The sequence below is a fragment of the Siccibacter colletis genome (assembly GCF_000696575.1).
GTDB classification, from domain to species: Bacteria; Pseudomonadota; Gammaproteobacteria; order Enterobacterales; family Enterobacteriaceae; genus Siccibacter; species Siccibacter colletis.
In genome coordinates, this window is sequence record NZ_JMSQ01000001.1 from 450,359 (window position 1) to 476,094 (window position 25,736).

General features: G+C 56.4%; 23 protein-coding genes. 15 read left to right on the top strand and 8 right to left on the bottom strand.

The window, feature by feature from the left end:
• Positions 1-5 precede the first annotated feature (5 nt).
• The 12 genes from ET34_RS0102155 (at position 6) to yrbL (ending at position 8,875) form a co-directional block, all read left to right on the top strand.
• Positions 6-983 carry a calcium/sodium antiporter gene (locus ET34_RS0102155; RefSeq protein WP_031519057.1) on the top strand — a complete coding sequence of 326 codons (978 nt, stop codon included), beginning with the start codon at positions 6-8 and terminating at the stop codon, positions 981-983.
• Between the two features lie 14 nt (positions 984-997).
• Complete coding sequence (gene kdsD / locus ET34_RS0102160; RefSeq protein WP_031519058.1) at positions 998-1,984, top strand: arabinose-5-phosphate isomerase KdsD; 987 nt, start codon at positions 998-1,000, stop codon at positions 1,982-1,984.
• Positions 1,985-2,000: 16 nt separating this feature from the next.
• Positions 2,001-2,567 (top strand): 3-deoxy-manno-octulosonate-8-phosphatase KdsC, encoded by a 567-nt coding sequence (kdsC, locus tag ET34_RS0102165; RefSeq protein WP_031519060.1) that lies wholly within the window; start codon positions 2,001-2,003, stop codon positions 2,565-2,567.
• The gene (gene lptC / locus ET34_RS0102170; RefSeq protein WP_031519061.1) at positions 2,564-3,139 is read left to right on the top strand and encodes an LPS export ABC transporter periplasmic protein LptC; all 576 of its coding nucleotides are present in this window, start codon (positions 2,564-2,566) and stop codon (positions 3,137-3,139) included. The genes kdsC and lptC overlap by 4 nt, the downstream gene beginning before the upstream one ends.
• Entirely contained in the window at positions 3,108-3,665 is a 558-nt protein-coding gene (gene lptA / locus ET34_RS0102175) for a lipopolysaccharide ABC transporter substrate-binding protein LptA (RefSeq protein ID WP_031519063.1), read from the top strand. Before lptC ends, lptA begins: the two co-directional genes overlap by 32 nt.
• Before the next feature lie 6 nt (positions 3,666-3,671).
• Positions 3,672-4,397: an LPS export ABC transporter ATP-binding protein gene (lptB, locus tag ET34_RS0102180; protein ID WP_031519066.1), complete on the top strand. Its 726-nt coding sequence runs from the start codon at positions 3,672-3,674 to the stop codon at positions 4,395-4,397.
• Between the two features lie 102 nt (positions 4,398-4,499).
• Complete coding sequence (rpoN, locus tag ET34_RS0102185) at positions 4,500-5,933, top strand: RNA polymerase factor sigma-54 (protein WP_031519068.1); 1,434 nt, start codon at positions 4,500-4,502, stop codon at positions 5,931-5,933.
• Between the two features lie 22 nt (positions 5,934-5,955).
• Positions 5,956-6,243 carry a ribosome hibernation promoting factor gene (hpf, locus tag ET34_RS0102190; RefSeq protein WP_031519069.1) on the top strand — a complete coding sequence of 96 codons (288 nt, stop codon included), beginning with the start codon at positions 5,956-5,958 and terminating at the stop codon, positions 6,241-6,243.
• Positions 6,244-6,366: 123 nt separating this feature from the next.
• The gene (ptsN, locus tag ET34_RS0102195; RefSeq protein WP_031519071.1) at positions 6,367-6,852 is read left to right on the top strand and encodes a PTS IIA-like nitrogen regulatory protein PtsN; all 486 of its coding nucleotides are present in this window, start codon (positions 6,367-6,369) and stop codon (positions 6,850-6,852) included.
• A gap of 69 nt (positions 6,853-6,921) precedes the next feature.
• Positions 6,922-7,776 carry an RNase adapter RapZ gene (rapZ, locus tag ET34_RS0102200; RefSeq protein ID WP_031519072.1) on the top strand — a complete coding sequence of 285 codons (855 nt, stop codon included), beginning with the start codon at positions 6,922-6,924 and terminating at the stop codon, positions 7,774-7,776.
• Positions 7,773-8,045 carry a PTS phosphocarrier protein NPr gene (npr, locus tag ET34_RS0102205; RefSeq protein WP_031519074.1) on the top strand — a complete coding sequence of 91 codons (273 nt, stop codon included), beginning with the start codon at positions 7,773-7,775 and terminating at the stop codon, positions 8,043-8,045. Before rapZ ends, npr begins: the two co-directional genes overlap by 4 nt.
• Before the next feature lie 194 nt (positions 8,046-8,239).
• Positions 8,240-8,875, top strand: a complete 636-nt coding sequence (gene yrbL / locus ET34_RS0102210; RefSeq protein ID WP_031519076.1) for a PhoP regulatory network protein YrbL — start codon at positions 8,240-8,242, stop codon at positions 8,873-8,875.
• 6 nt (positions 8,876-8,881) lie between these two features.
• Here the strand turns inward: yrbL and mtgA are convergent, their stop codons facing one another.
• The 4 genes from mtgA to mnmL form a co-directional block, all read right to left on the bottom strand.
• On the bottom strand, positions 8,882-9,595 hold the full coding sequence (mtgA, locus tag ET34_RS0102215) for a monofunctional biosynthetic peptidoglycan transglycosylase (protein WP_201770410.1): 714 nt from the start codon (positions 9,593-9,595) through the stop codon (positions 8,882-8,884).
• An 11-nt stretch (positions 9,596-9,606) separates the two neighbouring features.
• Positions 9,607-10,260, bottom strand: coding sequence for an isoprenoid biosynthesis glyoxalase ElbB (elbB, locus tag ET34_RS0102220; protein WP_031519079.1), 654 nt, complete (start codon positions 10,258-10,260; stop codon positions 9,607-9,609).
• A gap of 226 nt (positions 10,261-10,486) precedes the next feature.
• Positions 10,487-12,823, bottom strand: coding sequence for an aerobic respiration two-component sensor histidine kinase ArcB (arcB, locus tag ET34_RS0102225; protein ID WP_031519081.1), 2,337 nt, complete (start codon positions 12,821-12,823; stop codon positions 10,487-10,489).
• Positions 12,824-12,914: 91 nt separating this feature from the next.
• Complete coding sequence (gene mnmL / locus ET34_RS0102230) at positions 12,915-13,877, bottom strand: tRNA modification radical SAM protein MnmL/YtqA (RefSeq protein ID WP_051640439.1); 963 nt, start codon at positions 13,875-13,877, stop codon at positions 12,915-12,917.
• A gap of 681 nt (positions 13,878-14,558) precedes the next feature.
• Between mnmL and gltB the strand changes: the two genes are divergently transcribed.
• From gltB to ET34_RS0102250, 3 genes are all read left to right on the top strand, one after another.
• Positions 14,559-19,019, top strand: a complete 4,461-nt coding sequence (gltB, locus tag ET34_RS0102235) for a glutamate synthase large subunit (RefSeq protein ID WP_072001940.1) — start codon at positions 14,559-14,561, stop codon at positions 19,017-19,019.
• A 9-nt stretch (positions 19,020-19,028) separates the two neighbouring features.
• Entirely contained in the window at positions 19,029-20,447 is a 1,419-nt protein-coding gene (locus ET34_RS0102240) for a glutamate synthase small subunit (protein WP_031519085.1), read from the top strand.
• Positions 20,448-20,727: 280 nt separating this feature from the next.
• Positions 20,728-23,214 (top strand): autotransporter family protein, encoded by a 2,487-nt coding sequence (locus ET34_RS0102250; RefSeq protein ID WP_072001941.1) that lies wholly within the window; start codon positions 20,728-20,730, stop codon positions 23,212-23,214.
• A gap of 93 nt (positions 23,215-23,307) precedes the next feature.
• Here ET34_RS0102250 and sspB read toward each other — a convergent pair whose 3' ends face one another.
• The 4 genes from sspB to rplM form a co-directional block, all read right to left on the bottom strand.
• Complete coding sequence (sspB, locus tag ET34_RS0102255) at positions 23,308-23,805, bottom strand: ClpXP protease specificity-enhancing factor (RefSeq protein WP_031519089.1); 498 nt, start codon at positions 23,803-23,805, stop codon at positions 23,308-23,310.
• Positions 23,806-23,808: 3 nt separating this feature from the next.
• Positions 23,809-24,444, bottom strand: coding sequence for a stringent starvation protein SspA (sspA, locus tag ET34_RS0102260; RefSeq protein ID WP_031519091.1), 636 nt, complete (start codon positions 24,442-24,444; stop codon positions 23,809-23,811).
• Positions 24,445-24,761: 317 nt separating this feature from the next.
• The gene (gene rpsI, locus ET34_RS0102265) at positions 24,762-25,154 is read right to left on the bottom strand and encodes a 30S ribosomal protein S9 (protein ID WP_031519092.1); all 393 of its coding nucleotides are present in this window, start codon (positions 25,152-25,154) and stop codon (positions 24,762-24,764) included.
• A 14-nt stretch (positions 25,155-25,168) separates the two neighbouring features.
• Positions 25,169-25,597 carry a 50S ribosomal protein L13 gene (gene rplM / locus ET34_RS0102270; protein ID WP_024551131.1) on the bottom strand — a complete coding sequence of 143 codons (429 nt, stop codon included), beginning with the start codon at positions 25,595-25,597 and terminating at the stop codon, positions 25,169-25,171.
• Positions 25,598-25,736 lie beyond the last annotated feature (139 nt).

The window sequence follows — 25,736 nt, forward strand, 5'->3', positions numbered from 1 at the left end:
TTTTCATGCTCTTAGCTACGGCCCTGTTAATTATCGGTTTACTTTTGGTTGTCTACAGTGCCGATCGGCTGGTTTTTGCTGCCTCAATTTTGTGCCGGAGCATGGGCATCCCGCCGCTGGTGATCGGCATGACGGTGGTCAGCGTCGGCACTTCGCTGCCGGAGATCATCGTGGCGGTTTCCGCCGGTCTTAACGGTCAGCTGGATCTGGCGATGGGGACCGCGCTGGGATCGAACATCACCAATATCCTGCTGATCCTCGGCCTCGCCGCATTCCTTCATCCTTTCACGGTGCATTCTGATATCCTGCGTCGCGAACTGCCGCTGATGCTGCTGGTCAGTATGCTCGCCGGCCTGTTCTTTTATGATGGCGCGCTCTCCCGCAGCGAAGGGGTAATTCTGCTGCTGCTGGCGGCGTTTTATTTGCTGTTTATTGTTAAAATCGCCCGCCTGGCTGAAAAACAAGGCAGCGATCGCCTTACGCAGGAGCAGCTTGCGGAACTGCCGCAGGACGGCAGCGTACCGGTGGCCTGCCTGTGGCTGGGGGTCGCGCTGATCATCATGCCGATGGCGACACGTATCATCATCGATAACGCGACGGTAGTGGCGCACTATTTTGCCGTCAGCGAACTGACGATTGGCCTGACGGTGATTGCGATTGGCACCAGTCTGCCGGAGCTGGCTACCGCCATTGCTGGCGCGCGAAAAGGCGAAGATGACATCGCTATTGGCAACATCATCGGGTCTAATATCTTTAATATTGCAATTGTGCCGGGGCTACCTGCGCTGATTGCGCCAGGCACATTTGACCCACTTGCGTTCTCGCGCGATTACCTGGTGATGCTGGTGGTCAGCGTCATCTTCGCCCTGCTCTGCTGGCGGCGCTCACGCCACATCAGCAGACGCACCGGCGCCCTGTTAACCTGTGGTTTTATTGTGTGGATGGTGATGATTTTTGCGATCTCACCGCGTCTTGTTGGATAAATCGGAAACTCACTATGTCGCAGATAGATTTACCGCCGGGCTTTGACTTTCAGCAGGCAGGAAAGGATGTCCTGGAAATTGAACGTGAAGGCCTGGCGCAGCTTGACCGCTACATCAACGACGATTTTACTCAGGCCTGCGAGAAGATGTTTTACTGCCCGGGTAAAGTGGTGGTTATGGGCATGGGCAAATCGGGCCATATCGGCAAAAAGATGGCGGCCACGTTCGCCAGCACCGGTACGCCTTCCTTCTTTGTGCATCCTGCCGAAGCCAGCCACGGCGACCTCGGCATGGTCACCGCTCAGGATATCGTCATCGCTATCTCCAATTCTGGCGAATCCAATGAGATCCTGGCGCTGATCCCGGTGCTTAAGCGCCTGCAGGTGCCGCTCATCTGCATCACCAGTCGCCCGGAAAGCGCCATGGCGCGCGCAGCCGACATTCACCTGTGCGTGAAAGTGCCCAAAGAGGCGTGCCCGCTCGGGCTGGCCCCGACCTCAAGCACCACCGCAACGCTGGTGATGGGCGATGCGCTGGCGGTAGCCCTGCTTAAAGCGCGCGGCTTTACGCCGGAAGATTTCGCCCTCTCGCATCCGGGCGGCGCGCTGGGCCGTAAACTTCTGCTGCGCGTGAACGATATTATGCATACCGGCGATGAAATCCCGCGCGTCAGCAAAGATGCCACGCTGCGCGATGCGCTGCTGGAGATTACACGTAAAAACCTCGGCATGACGGTGATCTGCGACGATCTGATGAAAATCGAAGGCATCTTCACTGATGGTGACCTGCGCCGCGTATTCGATATGCGGGTTGATCTGCACCAGCTGAACATCGCCGACGTGATGACCTCCGGCGGCATTCGCGTACGACCTGGTACTCTCGCCGTCGACGCGCTCAACCTGATGCAGTCCCGCCACATTACTTCTGTCCTGGTTGCTGATGGCGACCAGTTGCACGGTGTGATACATATGCATGATCTGCTGCGCGCCGGCGTAGTGTAATGAAGGATAAGCGTGAATGAGTAACCTGAATGCGTCTCTGGCGACCTGCTACGGCCCCGTCAGCGCGCACGTAATTGAGCGGGCGGCACAGATTCGTCTGCTTATTCTCGACGTAGATGGCGTGATGTCTGACGGCCTGATTTATATGGGTAATAATGGAGAAGAGCTGAAGGCGTTTAACGTCCGTGACGGCTACGGTATCCGTTGCGCCCTCACCTCAGGTATTGAGGTGGCCATCATCACCGGGCGGAAAGCGAAACTGCTGGAAGACCGCTGTGAAACTCTCGGCATTACACATCTTTACCAGGGACAAAGCGATAAACTTGTCGCCTGGCGCGATTTACTGGATAAACTGTCAGTTAGCCCGGAAAATGTGGCTTACGTCGGTGACGATTTAATCGACTGGCCGGTAATGGAAAAAGTCGGGCTGAGCGTAGCGGTTGCCGATGCGCATCCGCTGCTGATCCCCCGCGCTGACTACGTTACCCGCATCAGCGGCGGACGCGGTGCGGTACGCGAAGTATGCGATTTGCTGCTGCTGGCGCAGGGCAAGCTTGAAGAGGCCAAAGGGCAATCCATATGAGTAAAACCAGACGTTGGATAATCGTGTTGCTCGTGCTGGCGGTGCTGGTGTTAATCGGGATAAACCTTGCCGATAACGATACCACCAGCCAGGTAACGACCAACAGCGGTGAGCCGACGTACCAGAGCGAGCAGTCCAACACGGTGGTTTACAGCCCTGAAGGCGCGCTGAACTACCGTCTGGTAGCGCAACACGTTGAATACTATTCTGACGACGCGGTCTCGTTTTTCACTAAACCGGTGATGACCTCGTTTGATAAGGCAAAAGTGCCGACCTGGTCAATCAGAGCAGACAAGGCCAAATTAACAAACGATCAGATGCTGTATCTTGAGGGCCACGTCGAGGTTAATGCCCTGACGCCCGATTCACAGTTACGTAAGATCACCACAGACAAAGCACAAGTTAACCTCGTGACGCAGGATGTTTCCTCCGACTCGCTGGTAACGCTTTATGGCACAAGCTTTAACTCCAGCGGTATGAAGATGCGTGGTAACTTACGCAGCAAGAACGCCGAGCTGATTGAAAAGGTTAGAACATCCTATGAAATTCAGAACAAACAAACGCAGCCTTAATCTGCTGCTGGCGAGCGTATTACTGGCATCCAGCCCGCTGGCGCTGGCGCTGACGGGTGATACCGAAAAGCCAATCCATATTGAATCCGATCAGCAGTCGCTGGATATGCAGGGCAACGTCGTGACCTTTACCGGCAATGTGGTGGTGACGCAGGGCACCATCAAAATCAATGCCGATAAAGTCGTGGTTACCCGTCCGGGTGGTCAGGAAGGCAAAGAAGTCATCGACGGCTATGGCAATCCCGCGACCTTCTACCAGATGCAGGACAACGGCAAGCCGGTAAAAGGCAACGCCTCGCAGATGCACTATGAACTGCAGAAAGACTTCGTGGTGCTGACCGGTAACGCCTATCTTGAACAGCTCGACAGCAACATCAAGGGCGACAAGATCACCTATCTGGTGAAAGAGCAGAAAATGCAGGCGTTCAGCGAAAAAGGCAAACGCGTGACCACCGTGCTGGTGCCGTCGCAGATGCAGGAAAAAAATGGCCAGGCCGCGCCTGAGGCCCAGAGAAAGAGTAACTGATCCGCTATGGCTACACTTATCGCAAAAAACCTCGCTAAAGCCTACAAAGGCCGCCGCGTGGTGGAAGACGTCAGTCTGACGGTTAACTCCGGCGAAATCGTCGGCCTGCTTGGCCCTAACGGCGCCGGTAAAACCACCACCTTCTACATGGTGGTAGGCATCGTGCCGCGCGACGCCGGCAATATCATCATTGATGACGAAGATATCAGCCTGCTGCCGCTGCACGCCCGCGCGCGTCGCGGGATTGGCTATCTGCCGCAGGAAGCGTCTATTTTCCGCCGCCTGAGCGTCTACGACAACTTAATGGCGGTGCTGCAGATCCGTGACGATCTCACCGATGAACAGCGTGAGGATCGCGCGAAAGAGCTGATGGAAGAGTTTCACATTGACCATCTGCGCAACAGCCTCGGGCAGTCGCTCTCCGGTGGTGAACGCCGCCGCGTTGAGATCGCCCGCGCCCTCGCCGCCAACCCGAAATTCATCCTGCTGGATGAACCCTTCGCCGGGGTTGACCCGATTTCGGTTATCGACATCAAACGCATCATTGAGCATCTGCGCGACAGCGGCCTCGGCGTGTTGATTACCGACCACAACGTGCGTGAAACACTGGCGGTGTGCGAGCGTGCGTATATCGTCAGCCAGGGGCATTTGATTGCCCACGGCACCCCTGCCGCCATCCTTGAAGATGAGCAGGTGAAGCGCGTGTATCTTGGGGAAGAGTTCAGACTCTGATACGGTAGCCATTAATGTGTATCGCCTGAACCTCTTCTGCCGCGGTGTCTCTCACCGTGATGACAGGTTCAGGTGTAAAACCTGAGGATATCCGCTCTGATTATGAAGCAAGGTTTGCAACTTAGGCTCAGCCAACAGCTTGCTATGACGCCCCAGTTGCAGCAGGCTATCCGTCTGTTGCAGCTGTCTACGTTAGAACTTCAGCAGGAACTGCAGCAGGCGCTGGAAAGTAATCCGCTGCTTGAGCAAACCGATCTTCACGACGAAATTGCCACCCAGGAAACCACCGACAGCGAGGCGCTGGATACCCGCGAAGCGCTGGAAAAGCCTGACATGCCGGAAGAGCTTCCGCTGGATGCCAGCTGGGATGAGATCTACACCGCCGGCACTCCGTCAGGCAACGGCGTCGATTATCAGGACGATGAGCTGCCCATCTACCAGGGTGAAACCACCCAGTCGCTGCAGGATTACCTGATGTGGCAGGTAGAGCTGACGCCTTTCTCTGACACCGACCGCGCCATCGCCACCTCCATCGTTGATGCCGTGGACGAGACCGGCTATCTCACCGTTCCTGTGGACGATATTCTTGAAAGCATCGGCAATGACGAGCTGTCGCTGGAGGAAGTGCTGGCGGTGCTTAAGCGCGTACAGCGTTTTGACCCCGTTGGCGTCGCCGCCCGGGATCTGCGCGACTGCCTGCTGATCCAGCTGTCGCAGTATGCCAAAGATACGCCTCGCCTCGCCGAAGCCCGCTTGATCGTAAGCGATCACCTCGATCTGCTCGCCAACCACGATTTCCGCAGCCTGATGCGCGTAACCCGGCTGAAAGAAGATGTGCTCAAAGAGGCGATGGCGCTGATCCAGTCCCTGGATCCGCGTCCGGGCCAGTCGATCCAGACCGGCGAGCCGGAGTACGTGATCCCGGATGTACTGGTGCGCAAACATGCCGGACGCTGGGTCGTCGAGCTGAATGCCGACAGCCTGCCGCGCCTCTCCATCAATCAGCACTATGCGTCACTTGGCGGCAGCGCGCGCAATGAAGCGGACAGCAACTTCATTCGCAGCAACCTTCAGGAAGCGAAGTGGCTGATTAAGAGCCTGGAAAGCCGCAACGATACGTTGTTGCGCGTCAGCCGCTGCATCGTCGAGCAGCAGCAGGCCTTCTTTGAGCAGGGCGAAGAGTACATGAAACCGATGGTGCTGGCGGATATCGCCCAGGCCGTCGAGATGCACGAATCCACGATTTCACGCGTGACCACGCAGAAGTATCTGCACAGCCCGCGCGGTATTTTTGAACTGAAGTATTTCTTCTCAAGCCACGTCAATACCGAGGGCGGCGGCGAAGCCTCCTCCACGGCAATCCGTGCGCTGGTGAAGAAATTGATCGCGGCGGAGAACCCCGCCAAACCGCTGAGCGACAGTAAACTGACAACCCTGCTGTCCGACCAGGGCATCATGGTGGCCCGTCGTACCGTTGCCAAGTACCGAGAGTCTTTATCCATCCCGCCGTCTAACCAGCGTAAACAGCTGGTGTGACTTAACCGATAAGGAAGACACTATGCAGCTCAACATTACCGGTCACAACGTCGAAATTACCGAAGCGCTGCGCGACTTCTTGACGACGAAGTTTGCCAAACTGGAACAATACTTCGAAAGGATTAACCAGGTTTATATTGTGCTGAAAGTGGAGAAGGTGACGCATATTTCGGATGCCACACTGCACGTGAACGGCGGGGAGATCCATGCCAGCGCGGAAGGTCAGGATATGTATGCCGCTATCGACGGTTTAATTGATAAACTGGCGCGGCAGCTCAACAAACATAAAGATAAACTAAAACAACATTGACTGTCCGGGCGTATAGCTGATGCGTTGACGGCTCGTGGCCCTGGCCCGAGCCGTTTCCCGCTCAATCGCCCGCACGCGCGGGCGCGGTCAGAAGCGCATCACGAGACGCTCAGGTGAAACGATATGATGAACAATGAATCCGCTCTGCAACTGAGCACCGTCCTGAATCAGGAATGTACACGAAGCGGCGTCCACTGCCAGAGTAAAAAACGCGCGCTGGAAATTATCAGCGAACTGGCGGCAAAGCAGCTCAGCCTGCCGCCGCAGGTGGTGTTTGAAGCGATACTGACCCGTGAACGTATGGGCAGTACCGGTATCGGTAACGGCATCGCCATTCCTCACGGCAAGCTGGAAGAGGACACGTTGCGCGCCGTGGGCGTTTTTGTGCAACTGGAAACGCCCATCGCTTTTGACGCGATTGATAACCAGCCGGTGGATCTGCTGTTTGCCCTGCTGGTGCCTGCCGATCAGACAAAAACGCACCTTCATACGCTGTCGCTGGTGGCGCGGCGTCTGGCAGATAAAACCATCTGCCGTCGCCTGCGGGCGGCGACCAGCGATGAGGAGCTGTACCAGATCATTACTGAAGGCAGCGATGAGACTGAATAACAAAGGCCGACACGTGGTCTGCGATGGTGCCTTCACGGTATCATCAGATGTCCGGGGGAGAGACAGTTCATGGTGCTGATGATTGTCAGTGGCCGTTCGGGCTCAGGGAAATCCGTAGCCCTGCGCGCGCTGGAAGATATGGGTTTTTACTGCGTAGACAACCTGCCGGTGGTGCTGCTGCCGGAGCTGGCGAACTCCCTGGCCGACAGGCAGATTTCTGCTGCGGTCAGCATTGATGTGCGTAATATGCCGGAATCGCCGGAAGTGTTCGAACAGGCGATGAGCAACTTGCCCGACACCTTCTCGCCGCAGCTGCTGTTCCTTGATGCTGACCGCAATACCCTGATTCGTCGCTACAGCGATACCCGTCGTCTGCATCCGCTTTCCAGCAAGAATCTGTCGCTGGAAAGCGCCATTGATGAAGAGAGCGATCTGCTGGAGCCGCTGCGCTCGCGGGCCGATCTGATCATCGACACCTCGGAAATGTCGGTGCACGAGCTGGCCGAAATGCTGCGCACCCGCCTGCTGGGCAAACGCGAACGCGAGCTGACGATGGTGTTCGAATCCTTCGGCTTTAAGCACGGCATCCCGATTGACGCCGATTACGTATTTGACGTGCGCTTTCTGCCTAACCCGCACTGGGATCCGAAGCTGCGTCCAATGACCGGCCTCGATAAGCCCGTCGCCGCGTTTCTCGATCGCCATACCGAAGTGCACAACTTTATCTACCAGACGCGCAGCTACTTAGAACTCTGGCTGCCGATGCTGGAAACGAACAACCGCAGCTATCTCACGGTTGCCATCGGCTGTACCGGCGGTAAGCACCGCTCGGTCTATATCGCTGAACAGCTGGCGGACTATTTCCGCTCACGCGGTAAAAACGTTCAGTCCCGTCATCGCACCCTGGAAAAACGTAAAGCATGACCGTTAAACAGACCGTTGAAATCACCAACAAGCTGGGGATGCATGCCCGCCCGGCCATGAAGCTGTTTGAACTGGTGCAGAGCTTTGATGCGGAAGTGCTGCTGCGTAATGAAGCAGGCACCGAGGCTGAAGCGAGCAGCGTAATCGCCCTGCTGATGCTCGACTCCGCTCAGGGCGGGCACATTGAGGTTGAAGCCAGTGGCCCCCAGGAGCAGGAGGCTCTCACGGCGGTCGTCGCCCTGTTTAATGCCGGGTTCGACGAAGAGTAATGCTTTCTTCCTTCCCTCTCTGAAAAACGCCGATCGGCGTTTTTTTTTGCCCGTCGTTTACAGATTTTCTACATTTTGTGCGCTCTTCACTTTCAGAATAAACCTTAAGAAAAACTTAAGACTCTCGTTGAAAGTTCATTTAACTAACCTGGCGATACTGGTGGTGTGTTAATAAATATTTCCAGGAAAGTCACATGATTCGTTTATCTGAACTGACCCCCCTGGGCACCGGGCGGCACCGCAAGTGTTATCCGCACCCGGATGACGCCCAGCGCTGCATCAAAATTATCTACAACAGTGGTCACGGCGGGGATAAAGAGACCCGACGCGAGCTGAACTACTACGCACAGCTGTCGCGCCGCCTGAAAGACTGGAGCGGTATTCCGCGCTACTACGGCACGGTAGAAACCGATCTCGGCACCGGCTACGTCTACGATGTGATTACCGATTTCGACGGTAAGCCCTCAATAACGCTTACCGAGTTTGCTGAACAGTGCCGCTATCCTGAAGATGTGAAGGTGCTGCGCCATATGCTGAAAGCGCTCAGACGCTATATGGAAAACAACAGGATTGTGACAATGACGCTGAAGCCGCAGAACGTGCTGTGCCGCCGTATCAGCGCCTCAGAAGTGGTACCGGTGATCTGTGACAATATCGGGGAAGGCACGCTGATCCCGCTGGCGACCTGGTCCGGATGGTTCTATCAGCGCAAGCTGGAACGCACCTGGCAGCGCTTTATGGCCAGCAAGGTTCTGGCCGCGGTACTGGAGAGTGAAAAGACGCTGCCAGCCAGCGCCAACCCGATGGAACTCTCATCCCATCAGGCTTAACGCTGTTTAGTACAGGTGATGCTGCGCCATAAAGGATTCACCACCCAGCTGGCGCATCTGGCGTAAAATCCACGCCTGACGGCGCTGTACATAGCCAGAGGGCGCATTCGCCTTGTAGCGAATCGGGTTAGGCAGCACGGCGGCAAGCAGCGCGGCCTCGCTGGCAGTCAGGCGGCTGGCGGGCTTGTTGAAATAGCGCTGCGCTGCTGCCTCAACGCCAAACACGCCGTCGCCAAATTCAGCAATATTCAGGTAAACGGTCAGGATGCGCTTTTTGCTCCACACCGTCTCGATGCCCAGCGTCAGCCCTGCCTCCAGGCCTTTACGCAGCCAGCTGCGACCGTCCCACAGGAACATATTTTTTGCCGTCTGCTGCGAGAGCGTAGACGCCCCGCGCACGCGCGTGTCGCTGCGTTCGTTATGCGCTACTGCCTGTTGGATGGCCGCCACGTCAAAACCCCAGTGCTCAGGGAATTTCTGATCCTCGGCGGCAATTACCGCCATCCCCATCCACGGCGAGATGTCATCCATACTCACCCAGTCTGAGTGCGCCACGTAGCTGAAGTCGCCGCTGAACCAGGCAGAGAGCTGCCGCTCCGCCATCACCATGGAGAACGGCACCGGCAGCACGCTGAACGCCAGAATGCCACCCACCCAGCACAGCATAACGATCGCAACCCCACGCAGCAGCCAGCGTTTGATCAGCCCAAGGGGCGACATAAGCCCTCGCTTCACTCGCAAAGCTCCAGCACGCGGGCCACCAGTTTCTCGATGCCCTGTGCAGCCTGCGCGATGTCCTCGGCCAGCATCCACGCCGGGGTGGTGACGATGCGGTTATCTTCATCAATAACGATGTCATCCACCGGGCAAGGCACATGCTCCCCGCCCATCGCTTCCACCATTTCAGCCGTATCAATATCGGTGCCGATAGTGAGGCGCAGCGGAGCCGGAATAATTTTTGGCAGCATTGCGGGGGCAATACAGATGAAACCCTGAGGTTTACCGGCCTGATGCATCGCCTGGCTCAGGCGCAGCAGATCGTCGTCGATGACGGCATCGCTGCCCGCGCTCGCTACCGTGCTGAGGTTTTTCGCTGCGCCAAAACCACCCGGCACAATCAGCGCATCCAGATCGTCTGCCCGCGCGCTGGCGAGAGGGTGAATATCACCGCGGGCAATGCGCGCCGCTTCCACCAGCACATTGCGCGTTTCCGGCATCGTCTCGCCGGTAAGGTGATTGATCACATCGCTCTGGGCTTTGTCCGGCGCGTAGCAGATCGCGGTGGCACCATTTCTCGCCAGCGCCAGCAACGTAATCACTGCCTCATGAATCTCCGAACCGTCGTAAACCCCGCATCCGCTCAGCACGACTCCGACTTTTTTCATCTCCCTGCCCTCTGGTAACACAATGATGGTTATCACAAATTTGCAATTAAACGCTAAGCGTCACACATTTTGCTGAATCATGTAACAAAACATGTGAGTTTTGCTATCTTATGTGCGACCCACGAGATACCACTGGCCGCGCCGGGCTGACAATCACTATCCAAATGGCGAAGCCACGATTTCCCTGGTGTTGGCGCAGTATTCGCGCACCCCGGTTTAGCCGGGGTCATTTTTTATGGGTCTTCTCCACCCAGGTTTTCAGCGCTGACACCTCGTGTTGCCACTCCTGTTTCAGCTCCTCAATCCATTCACCAACGTTATCCCACCACGCCGGTAAATCCGGGGACTGAATTTGCTGCGCCAGCTGCTGAAGATGGCGCAGGCCGACCGAGCCGGCGGCACCTTTAATTTTATGTCCTTCTTCAACGATGCCTTTCTGATCCCGGGCGGTAAAGTTGGACTCCAGCACCTCCAGATAACCCGGCATCATCTTCTCAAACACCGCCAGCCCGTCGGTGATCAGTTTCGGGCCAACCAGTTCGATATACTGCTCAAGCATCGGTATATCAAACAGACTCTGCTGCTTATCGTGATCCTGCTGCATCGTATCCTCCTGCTCGTCATCCCGGACGTCCCAGAATTTTTTGATGGTGGCAGCCAGCGCCGGCACCGCCAGCGGCTTGCTCAGCACGTCGTCCATCCCGGCGTCCAGATACTCTTTCTTGTCTTTCAGCACGTTGGCGGTCAGCGCTACCAGCGGTGGCAGTTCGTCTTTGCCGTAGCGCTGGTTTAACTCGCGCGAAATATCCAGCCCGGTCATATCCGGCAGCTGAATATCAAGCAGCACCAGGTCATATTCGCCGGGGCTGAACATCTCCAGCGCCGCGCTGCCGGTCATCGCTACGTCCACGCTGTTACCCAGTTTTTCCAGCACCGAACGGGCAACAATCACGTTGAGCTCGATATCTTCTACCAGCAGCACGTGCAGCGCCGGCAGCGGCATATCGTCCTCATCCAGCGTGTTTTCCACCTCTTCCGCGACGCGCGGTGCCTGTATCGTCAGGGTGAAGATCGAGCCGCGGCCCGGCTGGCTGTCGACGGTAATATCTCCGCCCATGCTTTTCGCCAGCCGACGCGATACCGCCAGACCAATACCGGTCCCGGTGGCCGGCTTGCCGCCGTTGCTGTCCTTCACCTGATAGTACATAGCAAAAATCTTGTCCTGCTCCTCCTGCGGAATGCCGATACCGGAGTCCTCCACCTCGAAGCGCAGCATGGTGCCTTTCTCATAGGCAATCCGCACCGTAACCTGCCCTTCCTGGGTAAATTTCACCGCGTTGCTGATGAGGTTCCACAGGATCTGGCGCAGGCGCGTACCGTCGGTTTTCACCATGTGCGGCAGCGGCAGCGCGGGTTCCATGACAAAGCGTAGCCCTTTTTGCTGGGCCTGCAGCCCGGCAAGGTTTTCCAGATCGGCAAGGAAGCTGGTGAAGTCTACCGGCTGGTTGTCGAGCTGCACTTTACGCCGCTCAATTTTGTCCATGTCGATAATATCGTTGAAGATATTACCCAGCGTTACCGCTGAGACGTGGATTGTCTTCAGGTATTTCTCCTGCTCGGCCGTCAGGTCGGTATCCAGCAGAATGCGGCTCAGGCCAACGATGCCGTTGAGCGGCGTGCGCAGTTCATGGCTGATGGTAGAGATGAAGGTGGTCTTATCGCGGCTGGCGCTCTCCAGCGCATCCTGATAGCGCTTACGCTCGGTGATGTCGCGGCCAAAGCCCATCAGGCCGTGACGTTTACCGACGCGGTCGTAGTACGGCACTTTGCGGATCTCAAAGCAGGCTTTGCGCCCGTCCGGGTAGTCGAGCCACTGTTCATAGGTCAGCGACACGTTGTGGCGGAACACTTTCTCATCGGTTTCCAGCACTTTCTCGGCCGCGTCAGCGCTATAGACATCATGCGGCTTCAGACCGATCAGCTGCTTCTCGCTTTTACCGGTCAGCAGCTCCACGGCGCGGTTGCAGCCGGAAAACTCTTTATCTTCGTTACGATAGAAAACCAGGTCGGGCGAGGCGTCGAGGAAGGAGCGTAGAAAAGAGGATTGCTGCTCAAGCTGAAGCTGGGTCACCTCACGCTCTTTCATTTCGATTTTCAGCTGCTCAAAGGTCGCCTGACGTTCGGCCTCAGCCTTTTCACGATCGGCGATCTCCTGATTAAGCTGGGCGATGTTGTTCTTAAGCTGAACATTCAGTTTAAGATCGCGCTCGCGCATCTCCTCCAGCTTCTCCACCAGCTTCGACAGCCGCTGGCGCGACTCTTCCAGCTGTTCGACTACCACCGAAAGAAAATAGACCGCCCAGGGGGTGATCAGCAGACCAAAGAAGATGGAGCGGATCACATCGATGCTTTCCACCTGGCCATGCAGCACCATCGTGACCGCCATCTGCACCACGATCGCCAGTACCACGAGCGCCAGGGCCAGCAGCATGGAAAACCGCACCAGCCCCAGTTTCATCATCAAATCAACATAGTACTGCGCCAACATTCGGATCTGCTTCATGTCTCTTTCCTTTGCACGCTTTGCGCCATCATACTCAATTCGCGCCGCCAGGTTGATGATAGCGCGAAAAAAGTGCGGCACGCGCCGGGGTTTAGCGGGCAATGGCTGCAGCGGTGGAACAGACAATATCTTCCGGCGCGTGCCAGGCTCGCCCGATGGCGCTGCCCTGGCCGCCATGCTGAGTAAGATAGCGATCGATCTCCACCATGCCGGTCCAGCGGTTCTCACACCACAGCGGCGCGAGTAATGTTGGCCGACGGGCGCTGGCGGACACACGATGGAAAACCACCTCTGGCGGCGTATGGCGGATCATCTCCCCGGCAATGGCCGTGTACGTTTCCAGCGCGATGGCGTTAAGCCGCCCGGCCTGCCACGCCTTTGCCATGGTGCTGCCGGTTACGATATGCAGCGGATGCAGTTTGATACCTTCCGTCCCGCTCTCCACAACGCGATCGAGCGTCACGCGATTTTCCGTCATTCCCTCCCCCGGCAAGCCCACAATAAGGTGGCAGCAGACTTTCAGGCCGCGCGCCCTGGCGCGGCGAGTGGTTTCCAGATAGCAGGCCACATCGTGACCGCGGTTGATGCGGCGCAGCGTGACATCGTGGGCGCTTTGCAGGCCCAGCTCCAGCCATATCTCCAGCCCTTGCTCGCGATAGCCGGCCAGCAGATCCAGTACGCTCTCCGGCACGCAGTCCGGACGGGTGCCCACGCACAGCCCTACTACGTTTGCCTGGCTCGCCGCCTGCTGGTACATACTGCGCAGCAGCTGCACTTCAGCCCAGGTGCTGGTATAGGCCTGAAAATAGGCGAGATAGCGCGAGGCGCGGTTGACCCTTTGCGCCTGGTGCGTTAGCTGTTCTGAGACAGAAAGGTGCTGCTGCGCTTCATCAGCAAACGAGGCGACGTTACAGAAGGTGCAGCCGCCGCGTCCGAGGGTGCCGTCCCGGTTCGGACAGCTGAAGCCGCCGTGCAGGGTAAGCTTGTGAACCTTTTGCCCATGGCGACGGGCAAGATCCCCACCAAACATATTGACTAATTTCTGTAACTGCATAATCTGAGTGACCGGCCTGAGAAAAAGGCCAAGCCTGCCATTTTAAACGTATTCCGGCGATGACATGGATCAAACGCCCTGGATACGCTTTACCTGTTGAATAATCATTCATTAAAAGCGAAATTTCACGCATTCGCAATGTGATTACTTTTGCTTATAACATTGCTCATTATTTAAGGAATATGACACAGCGAAAAAAACAGTGGCATGCTGCGTGGAGCTGAGCATTATTGGCATTTTATGCTGGTAGTCGCGCCAGTGACGCTATGGTTTGCGCTTTTTACCGCTTATCGATAGTGAGACAGATCACACTCCTCAGGCCTGATACGCTGCGCTTTTTGAATGTAAAAAAGGTTAAATAACCCTGTATATCATTAGGTTAAGCGCTCATTAGCACAATTTTGTATAAATAAGAATGCCATTTGACCTGAATCCGGATTCCCGATAAGTTGGAAATCCGCTGGAAGCTTTCTGGATGAGCGTTCTGCTCATCATATTTATGCAGTTATAGAGATTCCCTCTTAAAGCAAGTCCTCAACACTTGTGTACCGATGCGAAAAGGATAAAGAGAGGGCGACAGATGAGGTTAACCGCCTCACTTAATATCGTCGCCTTGCCCTCATTACGCCTGTGCGCAATCGGTAACGAAGGGGTCCGCAGAGCCTGGGGAGGTTCACTGATATGTTGTACGATAAATCTCTTGAGAGGGATAACTGTGGTTTCGGCCTGATCGCCCACATAGAAGGCGAACCTAGCCACAAGGTAGTGCGAACCGCCATTCACGCACTGGCTCGTATGCAGCACCGTGGCGCAATCCTTGCCGACGGTAAAACCGGCGATGGTTGCGGCCTGCTGCTGCAAAAACCGGACCGTTTCTTCCGCTTCGTTGCCGAAGAGCGCGGCTGGCGGCTGGCAAAAAATTACGCCGTCGGCATGATTTTCTTAAGCCAGGATGTCGAGAAGGCGCAGGCCTCCCGCCGCATTGTGGAAGAAGAGCTGCAGCGTGAAACGCTGTCTATCGTCGGCTGGCGTGACGTGCCGACCAACGACGGCGTGCTGGGCGAGATCGCCCTCTCCTCCATGCCGCGCATTGAGCAAATCTTCGTTAACGCCCCGGCTGGCTGGCGTCCGCGCGATATGGAGCGCCGTCTGTTTATTGCCCGCCGCCGTATCGAAAAGCGTATCCAGGATGATAAAGACTTCTACGTCTGCAGCCTGTCGAACCTCGTCAACATCTATAAAGGTCTGTGTATGCCGGCGGATCTGCCGCGCTTCTACCTGGACCTTGCGGATCTGCGTCTGGAATCGGCCATCTGCCTGTTCCACCAGCGCTTCTCCACCAACACCGTGCCGCGCTGGCCGCTGGCGCAGCCGTTCCGCTATCTGGCCCACAATGGTGAGATCAATACCATCACCGGTAACCGCCAGTGGGCGCGCGCGCGTACCTACAAGTTCCAGACCCCGCTGATCCCGGATCTCCATGACGCCGCGCCGTTCGTCAACGAAACCGGCTCTGACTCCAGCTCAATGGATAACATGCTGGAGCTGCTGCTGGCAGGCGGCATGGACATCGTGCGTGCCATGCGTCTTTTAGTGCCGCCAGCCTGGCAGAACAACCCGGACATGGACCCCGACCTGCGCGCCTTCTTCGACTTTAACTCCATGCACATGGAGCCGTGGGACGGCCCGGCAGGCATCGTAATGTCCGATGGTCGTTTCGCCGCCTGTAACCTCGACCGTAACGGCCTGCGGCCGGCGCGCTACGTCATTACCAAAGACAAGCTCATCACCTGTGCTTCCGAAGTGGGCATCTGGGATTATCAGCCGGACGAAGTGGTCGAAAAAGGCCGCGTCGGACCGGGCGAGCTGATGGTGATCGACACCCGCGTCGGGCGCATTCTGCACTCGGCGGAAACCGACTACGACCTGAAAATCCGCCACCCGTATAAAGAGTGGATGGAGAAGAACGTGCGCCGCCTGGTGCCGTTTGAAGATCTGCCGGACGAGCAGGTCGGCGCGCGCGAGCTGGACGACGATCTGCTGGCTAGCTATCAGAAGCAGTTCAACTACAGCAACGAAGAGCTGGACTCCGTGATCCGCGTGCTGGGCGAGAACGGCCAGGAAGCGGTCGGCTCCATGGGTGACGATACCCCGTTTGCCGTGCTCTCCAGCCAGCCGCGCATTATCTATGACTATTTCCGCCAGCAGTTCGCGCAGGTCACCAACCCGCCGATCGATCCGCTGCGCGAAGCGCACGTTATGTCGCTGGCCACCAGCATTGGTCGCGAGATGAACGTGTTCTGCGAAGCTGAAGGCCAGGCGCACCGTCTGAGCTTCAAGTCGCCGATCCTGCTCTACTCCGATTTCAAACAGCTCACCACGATGGAAGAGGAGCACTATCGCGCCGACACGCTCGATATCACCTTCGACGTGAATGAAACCTCGCTTGAAGCGGTGGTTAACGCGCTGTGCGATCGCGCCGAGCAGATGGTGCGTAACGGCACCGTACTGCTGGTGCTCTCCGACCGTAACATCGGCAAGGACCGTCTGCCGGTACCGGCGCCGATGGCGGTGGGCGCTATCCAGACTCGTCTGGTTGAGAAGAACCTGCGCTGCGACGCCAACATCATTGTTGAAACCGCCAGCGCCCGCGACCCGCACCACTTTGCCGTGCTGCTGGGCTTCGGCGCAACGGCCATCTACCCGTATCTCGCCTACGAAACGCTGGCGAAGCTGGTGGATACCGCAGCGATCGAGAAGAACTACCGCACCGTGATGCTGAACTACCGTAACGGCATCAACAAAGGCCTGTACAAGATCATGTCCAAAATGGGCATTTCGACCATCGCCTCTTACCGCTGCTCGAAGCTGTTCGAAGCGGTGGGCCTGCACGATGAGGTGTCGTCGCTCTGCTTCCAGGGCGTGGTCAGCCGTATCGGCGGCGCGGGCTTTGCCGACTTCCAGCAGGATCTGCTGAACCTGTCGAAACGCGCCTGGCTGGTACGTAAATCCCTCGACCAGGGCGGCCTGCTGAAGTACGTGCACGGCGGCGAATACCACGCTTATAACCCGGACGTGGTGCGCACCCTGCAACAGGCGGTACAGAGCGGTGAATACAGCGATTATCAGCAGTACGCAAAGCTGGTGAACGAACGTCCGGCGGCCACGCTGCGCGATTTGCTGGCGCTGGCCCCGCAGGGCGAGTCCGTGAGCATCGACAACGTGGAACCAGCAAGCGAGCTGTTCAAACGCTTTGACACCGCCGCGATGTCCATCGGCGCATTAAGCCCGGAAGCCCACGAGGCGCTGGCCGAAGCGATGAACAGCATCGGCGGCAACTCCAACTCTGGCGAAGGCGGCGAAGATCCGGCGCGTTACGGCACCAACAAAGTTTCGCGCATCAAACAGGTTGCCTCGGGTCGCTTCGGCGTCACCCCGGCGTATCTGGTTAACGCTGACGTGATCCAGATTAAAGTCGCCCAGGGGGCGAAACCGGGCGAAGGCGGTCAGCTGCCGGGCGACAAGGTTACCCCGTACATCGCGAAACTGCGCTACTCGGTGCCGGGCGTGACGCTTATCTCCCCGCCGCCGCACCATGACATCTACTCAATTGAGGATCTGGCGCAGCTGATTTTTGACCTGAAACAGGTCAACCCGAAGGCGATGATCTCCGTGAAGCTGGTTTCCGAACCAGGCGTCGGCACCATTGCTACCGGCGTGGCGAAAGCCTATGCGGACCTGATCACCATTGCCGGCTACGACGGCGGCACCGGTGCAAGCCCGCTCTCGTCGGTGAAGTACGCCGGCTGCCCGTGGGAGCTTGGCCTGGTGGAAACCCAGCAGGCGCTGGTATCTAACGGCCTGCGCCACAAGATCCGTCTGCAGGTGGATGGCGGCCTGAAAACTGGCCTCGACATCATCAAAGCGGCGATTCTCGGCGCGGAAAGCTTTGGCTTCGGCACCGGGCCGATGGTGGCCCTGGGCTGTAAATACCTGCGTATTTGCCACCTGAACAACTGTGCCACCGGCGTGGCGACTCAGGATGACAAGCTGCGTAAGAACCACTATCACGGCCTGCCGTTCAAAGTGACCAACTACTTTGAATTTATCGCCCGTGAAACCCGCGAGCTGATGGCGCAGCTTGGCGTGACGCGTCTCGTGGATCTCATCGGTCGCACCGACCTGCTGAAAGCGCTGGACGGTTATACCGCGAAGCAGCAGAAGCTGGATCTGTCACGCCTGCTGGAAACCGCCGAGCCGCATCCGGGTAAAGCGCTGTACTGCACCGAACATAACCCGCCGTTCGATAACGGTGTGCTGAACGGTCAGTTGCTGAACCAGGCGAAACCTTATGTGGACGAACGCCAGAGCAAGACCTTCTGGTTTGATATCCGCAATACCGACCGCTCAGTGGGTGCTTCACTCTCTGGCTATATTGCCCAGACCCACGGCGATCAGGGGCTGGCCTCCGACCCGATTAAAGCGCACTTCAGCGGTACCGCAGGCCAGAGCTTCGGCGTGTGGAACGCAGGCGGCGTGGAGCTGCACCTGACCGGCGATGCCAACGACTATGTGGGTAAAGGCATGGCGGGTGGTCTGCTGGCGATTCGTCCGCCGGTAGGTTCCGCGTTCCGCAGCCATGAGGCGAGCATCATCGGTAACACCTGCCTGTATGGCGCAACCGGTGGCCGTCTGTATGCTGCGGGCCGTGCCGGTGAGCGTTTCGGGGTGCGTAACTCCGGGGCGATCACTGTGGTGGAAGGTATCGGTGATAACGGCTGTGAATACATGACCGGCGGTATCGTCTGTATTCTCGGCAAAACCGGGGTTAACTTCGGCGCGGGCATGACCGGCGGCTTCGCCTACGTGCTGGACGAAGACGGCGAATTCCGTAAACGCGTGAACCCGGAGCTGGTGGAAGTGCTGAGCGTTGACGATCTGGCGATCCACGAAGAGCACCTGCGCGGCCTGATTACCGAGCATGTGCAGCACACCGGCTCGCAGCGCGGGGAAGAGATCCTGGCGAACTGGCCGGCGTTCTCCACCAAATTTGCACTGGTTAAACCGAAGTCCAGTGATGTCAAAGCATTGTTGGGTCACCGTAGTCGTTCCGCAGCCGAGCTGCGGGTGCAGGCGCAGTAAGAGGTCGATATGAGTCAGAACGTATACCAGTTTATTGATTTACAGCGTGTTGATCCTCCGAAGAAGCCGCTCAAGATCCGTAAAATTGAATTTGTTGAAATCTACGAGCCGTTCTCAGAAAGCCAGGCGAAAGCGCAGGCCGATCGCTGCCTCGCCTGTGGTAACCCGTACTGTGAATGGAAGTGTCCGGTGCATAACTACATCCCGAACTGGCTGAAGCTGGCCGAAGAGGGGCGCATCATCGAAGCGGCCGAGCTGTCGCACCAGACCAACACCCTGCCGGAAGTATGCGGGCGCGTCTGTCCGCAGGACCGCCTGTGCGAAGGCTCCTGTACCCTGAACGATGAGTTCGGTGCGGTGACCATCGGTAATATCGAGCGCTATATCAACGATAAAGCCTTTGAGATGGGCTGGCGTCCGGATCTCACCGGGGTGAAGCAGACCGGCAAACGCGTGGCGATCATCGGTGCTGGTCCGGCGGGTCTGGGCTGTGCCGACGTGTTAACCCGCAACGGCGTTAAAGCGGTGGTCTATGATCGCAACCCGGAGATCGGCGGTCTGCTGACCTTCGGCATTCCGGCCTTCAAGCTGGAGAAAGAGGTGATGACGCGCCGCCGCGAAATCTTCACCGGCATGGGCATTGAGTTCCATCTTAATACCGAGGTGGGTCGTGACGTACAGCTTGATGATTTGCTGAAAGAGTATGACGCGGTCTTCCTCGGCGTCGGCACCTATCAGTCGATGCGTGGCGGGCTGGAAAATGAAGACGCGCCGGGCGTGTACGAAGCACTGCCGTTCCTGATTGCTAACACCCGTCAGATCATGGGCTTTAGCGAGGACAGCGCCCAGCCTTTCGTCAATATGGAAGGCAAGCGCGTTATCGTGCTCGGCGGCGGGGATACGGCGATGGACTGCGTGCGTACCTCGGTACGCCAGGGGGCGAAACATGTCACCTGCGCCTATCGTCGTGACGAAGAGAACATGCCGGGCTCACGCCGGGAAGTGAAAAACGCGCGTGAAGAGGGCGTGGAATTCCAGTTCAACGTGCAGCCGCTGGGCATTGAGATCAACGCGAACGGCAATGTCAGCGGCCTGAAAATGGTGCGTACCGAGATGGGCGCGCCGGATGAGCAGGGTCGTCGTCGGGCGCAGATTGTGCCTGGCTCAGAGCACGTGGTGCCTGCCGATGCGGTGGTGATGGCGTTTGGCTTCCGCCCGCACAGCATGGAGTGGCTGGCGAAGCACAGCGTGGAGCTGGACTCTCAGGGGCGTATCATCGCGCCGGAAGGCCACGATAATCCGTTCCAGACCAGCAATCCGAAAATCTTTGCCGGCGGCGATATCGTACGCGGCTCGGATCTGGTGGTCACCGCGATTGCCGAAGGACGTAAAGCGGCAGACGGCATTATGAACTATCTCGAAGTGTAGAAGCAGGTTATCTGTCAGGGAGGCGCTATGCCTCCCTTTTTTTATTTTTGCGCTCTCTGTGTCCTGCATAAATAATCTAAAAAGATAATTCTCCCCTGCCCTCCTTCAAGCCATCATCCTAAAGCATATTATAAAAAATAAGAATACACGAAAGGCGGATATATATTTTACCTCCTGAAGATAGAGATTCTTCCTACCTTCACAATAGAAAAAAAAGCGCATACACTTTTCGGCCTTTAGAAGGATAACTTGTTTACTCATTATTATATGGGATGTAATTATGAATAAATCCAGAACATTCAGGAAAAATAATATCACTCGCGTTATGGGAACGATCTTCCCGATAGCGTTATTATTAACGCCAGTGATGGTTAATGCCACCACCACCATCAGTGAAGACACGGTAGATACCTACACCTTCAGTGGTGACAGCGAATACATCATTAATGAAGGCGTAAAAATTGCCACCGAAGGTACTGACATCGGTTCAGAAGTTAAAGGTAAAAGTATTACCCGCATCGAAAACAACGGCACTATTTCCAGCGAAAATGCCGATGCAATGCAGATCAATATTAACGATCAAAAGTCAGAGATGTTTACGCTGGAAAATATCGGAACCATCTCAGGTGGAACGACAGGTATTAATGTCATAAATGATAAAAATGCCACCATTATTAATAGCGGCACTATTTCCGGTAAAGATAATGCCATCACCTTTACCGGCACAGGTACTAACTCCCTGGTCCTGAATACCGGATCTGATTTACAGGGCGATGTCACCTCCACCGGCTCCGTTAATAACACCATTACCTTAAATGGCACCGGTAATGAAGAGGCAGACTTTATCGGCGTTACTAAAGGTCAGGATGGCTTCAAATCGTTAACCATGGATGGCGAGGCGTGGACCCTCACCGGCGATATCGATCTTATCGGCACCGATAAAAACAGCCTGTATGTGAAAACCGGTGCGCTGACGCTGGGCGGCGACGTAGCCAACCAGGGCGGCAGCCTGATAGACAGCGGAGCGTCCCTGCAGCTGGGTACCGGCAGCGGCAGCAATGCATCCCTGGAAGGCGATGTTGAGAACAACGGTACGCTGATTTTCAATCAGGCTGAAGACTTTACCTGGGCTAATGCTATTACTGGTACCGGGGAGCTGATCAAGCAGGATGCCAACACCCTGACGCTGAGCGGCAACAACAGCTACACCGGCAATACTGAACTCAAGGCCGGCACCACGCTGATTGCCGAAGGCGCAACCCTGGGCGCAACGGGCAGCAGTGGCACGGTAACCATCAACAGCGGTGCCACTCTGGCTTCTGCTGGCACGGTAAACAGCAATATAGATATCGCCAGCGGCGGTATCCTGGCGGCATGGAATGCAGTGAGCGGTAACAGCGTGATGGCAACCGCGACAGCAACCGGCGACACCATCAACGGCAATGTTAATAACCAGGGAACACTGCTGCTCGCCAGTGAAACCGCGGGCAATGAGTTCGTTATCAACGGCGATTACACCGGGGTACAGGGCAGTAATGTGGTGATGAATACCGTGGCCGGCGATGACAACTCGGTTACCGATCATCTGACCATCACGGGCAACAGCGCAGGTGAATCCTCCCTCACCGTTGCAAACGTTGGCGGCATGGGTGCGCAGACGCTCAACGGCATCGTGCTGATTGATGTCGGCGGCACGTCCGCAGCGACATTCACGCTCGATAAGCCGGTCGTGGCGGGCATGTGGGAGTACAACCTGAACCAGCATACTGACGGCAACTGGTATCTGGAATCAGAGACGAAGGAGCCAGATAACGGAGGAGATGACACGCCGGATATTTACCGTCCGGAAGCGGGCGTCTATATGGCGAACTACGTCGCGGCTCAGCAGATGTTCCAGCACAAACGTGACGATCGTGATCAGGTTATGCTGCGCGACGAGGACGATCTCAATACCTGGATGTACGTCAAAGGCCAATACTCTGACGGTACGATGGCGTATGACAACCTTGATTACAGCATCTCCTCCACCGTGCTGCAGCTGGGTAGCGACGTCTGGACCGGCTACCTCTCCAACGGCACGCTGCACAGCGGTTTTATGCTGGGCGTCGGCCACAGCGATACTTATGCCGATGCTAAAAACAACCCGCGCACCTCTTCCGGTAACGTTGAGGGCTACAATGTCGGGCTGTACGCGACCTGGCAGCAGGATCAGAACAAACGCCTCGGCGGCTATATTGATACCTGGCTGGCCTATCACTGGTTCGACAATCAGGTTATCGGCGACGACATGCCAGACGAGCAATACAGCAGCCAGGGCGTAGCGGCGTCTGTAGAAGTCGGGCATGCCTGGCTCCTGCCGTCCGACAGCGCTCGCACCTTTAAATTCGAGCCTCAGGTGCAAGCTATCTACAACAACCTCGATCAGAACGATCATGTTGAATATAACGGTACCCGCATCACCACTTCAGAATATGATTCGCTGACTACCCGACTCGGTATGCGCGTAGGCTATGTTGATCAGACCAACGTGGAGAACTGGCAGCCGTTTGTGGGTGCCCACTGGTTAAGCGGCAACGGTCAGAGCGATATGAACTTTAACGATGAGACGCTGGACTCTGGCGTCCCGGACAACCGCTATCAGGCTGAAACCGGTATTACCGGCAACCTGAACCCGACGACAACCGTGTCGCTGCGTGCCGTGGGTGAATGGGGAGAAAACAACTGGTCGTCCTGGTCGGGCCATGTTCTGCTGAATCACCGCTGGTAATCGATAGTAACCGGGCGGCGTACTCTGCGCCCGGTCTGGCATCAGACGTAAAAAAGCCGGCTGGTTTCCCAGCCGGCTTTACTTTTGGTCGCGTTACTTAACGACGCGAAGCGCCGGGCGCCCACCGCGCGGCGGCGGATCGTCATCTGGCGAGTCGTCGCCGTCTTCATGATCCGGCTTGTCGCCGTCGATAACGGACATCACGGTTTCCGGCTCGGCCGCAGCGGAGTCGTCGTCGTTCAGGCTCGTCATCTCGTCGTCGTAAGCCGCTTCCGGCTCAAACATGGTGCCGGCACCGTTTTCACGGGCATAGATAGCCAGCACGGCCGCCAGCGGAACGGATACCTGACGCGGAACGCCACCAAAGCGCGCATTAAAGCGCACTTCGTCATTCGCCAGCTCAAGGTTACCCACCGCGCGCGGCGCAATATTCAGTACGATCTGCCCGTCACGCGCATATTCCATCGGTACCTGAACGCCATCCAGCGTAACGTCCACCACCAGGTGGGGTGTTAACTGGTTGTCGAGCAGCCACTCATAGAATGCACGCAGCAGGTAGGGGCGGCGTGGAGATAACTGTGACATATCCACGGATTAGCCCCGCAGACGCATTTCGCGCTCGGCTTCGGTCAGCGAAGCGAGGAACGAATCACGTTCGAAGACGCGCGTCATATAGCCCTTCAGCTCTTTGGAGCCAGCGCCGCTGAACTCAATACCCAACTGCGGCAGACGCCACAGCAGCGGTGCGAGATAGCAATCCACCAGGCTGAACTCGTCGCTGAGGAAGTAAGGCTTCTGGCCAAACACCGGGGCAATAGCCTGCAGCTCTTCGCGCAGCTGTTTACGCGCGGTTTCGGCTTCCTGTGCGGAACCGTTCACCACGACATTCATCAGCGAGTACCAGTCTTTCTCGATACGGTGCATATAGAGGCGGCTTTCACCACGCGCTACCGGATAAACCGGCATCAGCGGCGGGTGCGGGAAACGCTCATCCAGGTATTCCATGATGATGCGGGATTCCCACAGGGTCAGCTCACGATCGACCAGCGTCGGAACGCTGTGATTCGGGTTGAGGTCAATCAGATCCTGCGGCAGGTTATCCGTTTCCACATGCTCGATTTCGAAGCTGACACCCTTCTCGGCCAGGACAATACGTACCTGATGGCTATAGATATCAGTAGGACCAGAAAACAGCGTCATTACCGAACGTTTGTTGGCAGCGACAGCCATGAAAACCTCCAGGTATATTCAGAATAGTACTGCTGCCAGCCACACCTGTGACCAGCCTGATTTATCGACTTGCCTGTGGTGCCGCATCTCCTTTTGTTCACTTTTTAAACAAAAGACCAGCAGTTCGCAGCATTTGGGCAGAAAATTGGATGATAGTTTACCAGATTTTGCGCCCCTTGTGGTGAAGGGATTTGGAGATTTGCTAAAAAAGCGACCAAATTCATAATGTTAGTACTGCTAAAGCTTTTTTAAGCAATAAAAAACCCGGTACAAGACCGGGTTTTTTCGCCATTCGATTCTGCGTAAGCAGAAAAGAATTAACGTTTGGAGAACTGCGGACGACGACGTGCTTTACGCAGACCGACTTTCTTACGTTCAACCTGACGAGCGTCACGAGTGACGAAGCCAGCTTTACGCAGTTCGGCGCGCAGAGACTCATCGTACTCCATCAGAGCGCGGGTGATACCGTGACGGATCGCACCTGCCTGACCAGAGATACCACCACCTTTAACAGTGATGTACAGATCCAGTTTCTCAACCATCTCTACCAGTTCCAGCGGCTGGCGAACTACCATGCGGGCAGTTTCACGACCGAAGTACTGTTCCAGAGAACGCTGATTGATAACGATTTTACCACTGCCCGGTTTGATAAACACACGAGCGGCGGAGCTTTTGCGGCGACCAGTGCCGTAGTATTGATTTTCAGCCATTGCCATAATCCCGATTAGATGTCCAGAACTTGCGGTTGCTGTGCCGCGTGGTTGTGCTCATTGCCCGCGTAAACTTTCAGTTTACGGTACATAGCACGACCCAGAGGGCCTTTCGGCAGCATGCCTTTAACCGCGATTTCAATCACACGCTCAGGACGGCGGGCAATCATCTCTTCAAAGGTCGCTTGTTTGATACCACCGATGTGGCCGGTGTGGTGATAGTACACTTTGTCAGTACGCTTGTTGCCGGTTACAGCAACTTTGTCAGCGTTCAGAACGATGATGTAATCACCAGTATCGACGTGCGGAGTGTATTCCGCTTTGTGCTTACCGCGCAGGCGACGAGCCAGTTCGGTAGCCAGACGGCCCAGAGTTTTACCGGTCGCGTCAACAACATACCAGTCGCGTTTTACGGTTTCTGGTTTAGCTGTAAAAGTTTTCATTAAAAGCTTACCCAAATAAATAGTTACACGTTGGTGAACACCCAAACGCTTAAATTCTGCTGAGGTTCACACGACATTGTCCAGTAAACCTACCCCCTCGGATATGTTTCACCGGCACACAAAAGTTTCGGGAAAAAAA

Bases quoted from the DNA above. Each gene is read 5' to 3' on its own strand.
- ET34_RS0102155 (WP_031519057.1), top strand. From the start codon at position 6: ATGCTCTTAGCTACGGCCCTGTTAATTATCGGTTTACTTTTGGTTGTC.
- kdsD (WP_031519058.1), top strand. From the start codon at position 998: ATGTCGCAGATAGATTTACCGCCGGGCTTTGACTTTCAGCAGGCAGGA.
- kdsC (WP_031519060.1), top strand. From the start codon at position 2,001: ATGAGTAACCTGAATGCGTCTCTGGCGACCTGCTACGGCCCCGTCAGC.
- lptC (WP_031519061.1), top strand. From the start codon at position 2,564: ATGAGTAAAACCAGACGTTGGATAATCGTGTTGCTCGTGCTGGCGGTG.
- lptA (WP_031519063.1), top strand. From the start codon at position 3,108: ATGAAATTCAGAACAAACAAACGCAGCCTTAATCTGCTGCTGGCGAGC.
- lptB (WP_031519066.1), top strand. From the start codon at position 3,672: ATGGCTACACTTATCGCAAAAAACCTCGCTAAAGCCTACAAAGGCCGC.
- rpoN (WP_031519068.1), top strand. From the start codon at position 4,500: ATGAAGCAAGGTTTGCAACTTAGGCTCAGCCAACAGCTTGCTATGACG.
- hpf (WP_031519069.1), top strand. From the start codon at position 5,956: ATGCAGCTCAACATTACCGGTCACAACGTCGAAATTACCGAAGCGCTG.
- ptsN (WP_031519071.1), top strand. From the start codon at position 6,367: ATGATGAACAATGAATCCGCTCTGCAACTGAGCACCGTCCTGAATCAG.
- rapZ (WP_031519072.1), top strand. From the start codon at position 6,922: ATGGTGCTGATGATTGTCAGTGGCCGTTCGGGCTCAGGGAAATCCGTA.
- npr (WP_031519074.1), top strand. From the start codon at position 7,773: ATGACCGTTAAACAGACCGTTGAAATCACCAACAAGCTGGGGATGCAT.
- yrbL (WP_031519076.1), top strand. From the start codon at position 8,240: ATGATTCGTTTATCTGAACTGACCCCCCTGGGCACCGGGCGGCACCGC.
- mtgA (WP_201770410.1), bottom strand. From the start codon at position 9,595: ATGTCGCCCCTTGGGCTGATCAAACGCTGGCTGCTGCGTGGGGTTGCG.
- elbB (WP_031519079.1), bottom strand. From the start codon at position 10,260: ATGAAAAAAGTCGGAGTCGTGCTGAGCGGATGCGGGGTTTACGACGGT.
- arcB (WP_031519081.1), bottom strand. From the start codon at position 12,823: ATGAAGCAGATCCGAATGTTGGCGCAGTACTATGTTGATTTGATGATG.
- mnmL (WP_051640439.1), bottom strand. From the start codon at position 13,877: ATGCAGTTACAGAAATTAGTCAATATGTTTGGTGGGGATCTTGCCCGT.
- gltB (WP_072001940.1), top strand. From the start codon at position 14,559: ATGTTGTACGATAAATCTCTTGAGAGGGATAACTGTGGTTTCGGCCTG.
- ET34_RS0102240 (WP_031519085.1), top strand. From the start codon at position 19,029: ATGAGTCAGAACGTATACCAGTTTATTGATTTACAGCGTGTTGATCCT.
- ET34_RS0102250 (WP_072001941.1), top strand. From the start codon at position 20,728: ATGAATAAATCCAGAACATTCAGGAAAAATAATATCACTCGCGTTATG.
- sspA (WP_031519091.1), bottom strand. From the start codon at position 24,444: ATGGCTGTCGCTGCCAACAAACGTTCGGTAATGACGCTGTTTTCTGGT.
- rpsI (WP_031519092.1), bottom strand. From the start codon at position 25,154: ATGGCTGAAAATCAATACTACGGCACTGGTCGCCGCAAAAGCTCCGCC.
- rplM (WP_024551131.1), bottom strand. From the start codon at position 25,597: ATGAAAACTTTTACAGCTAAACCAGAAACCGTAAAACGCGACTGGTAT.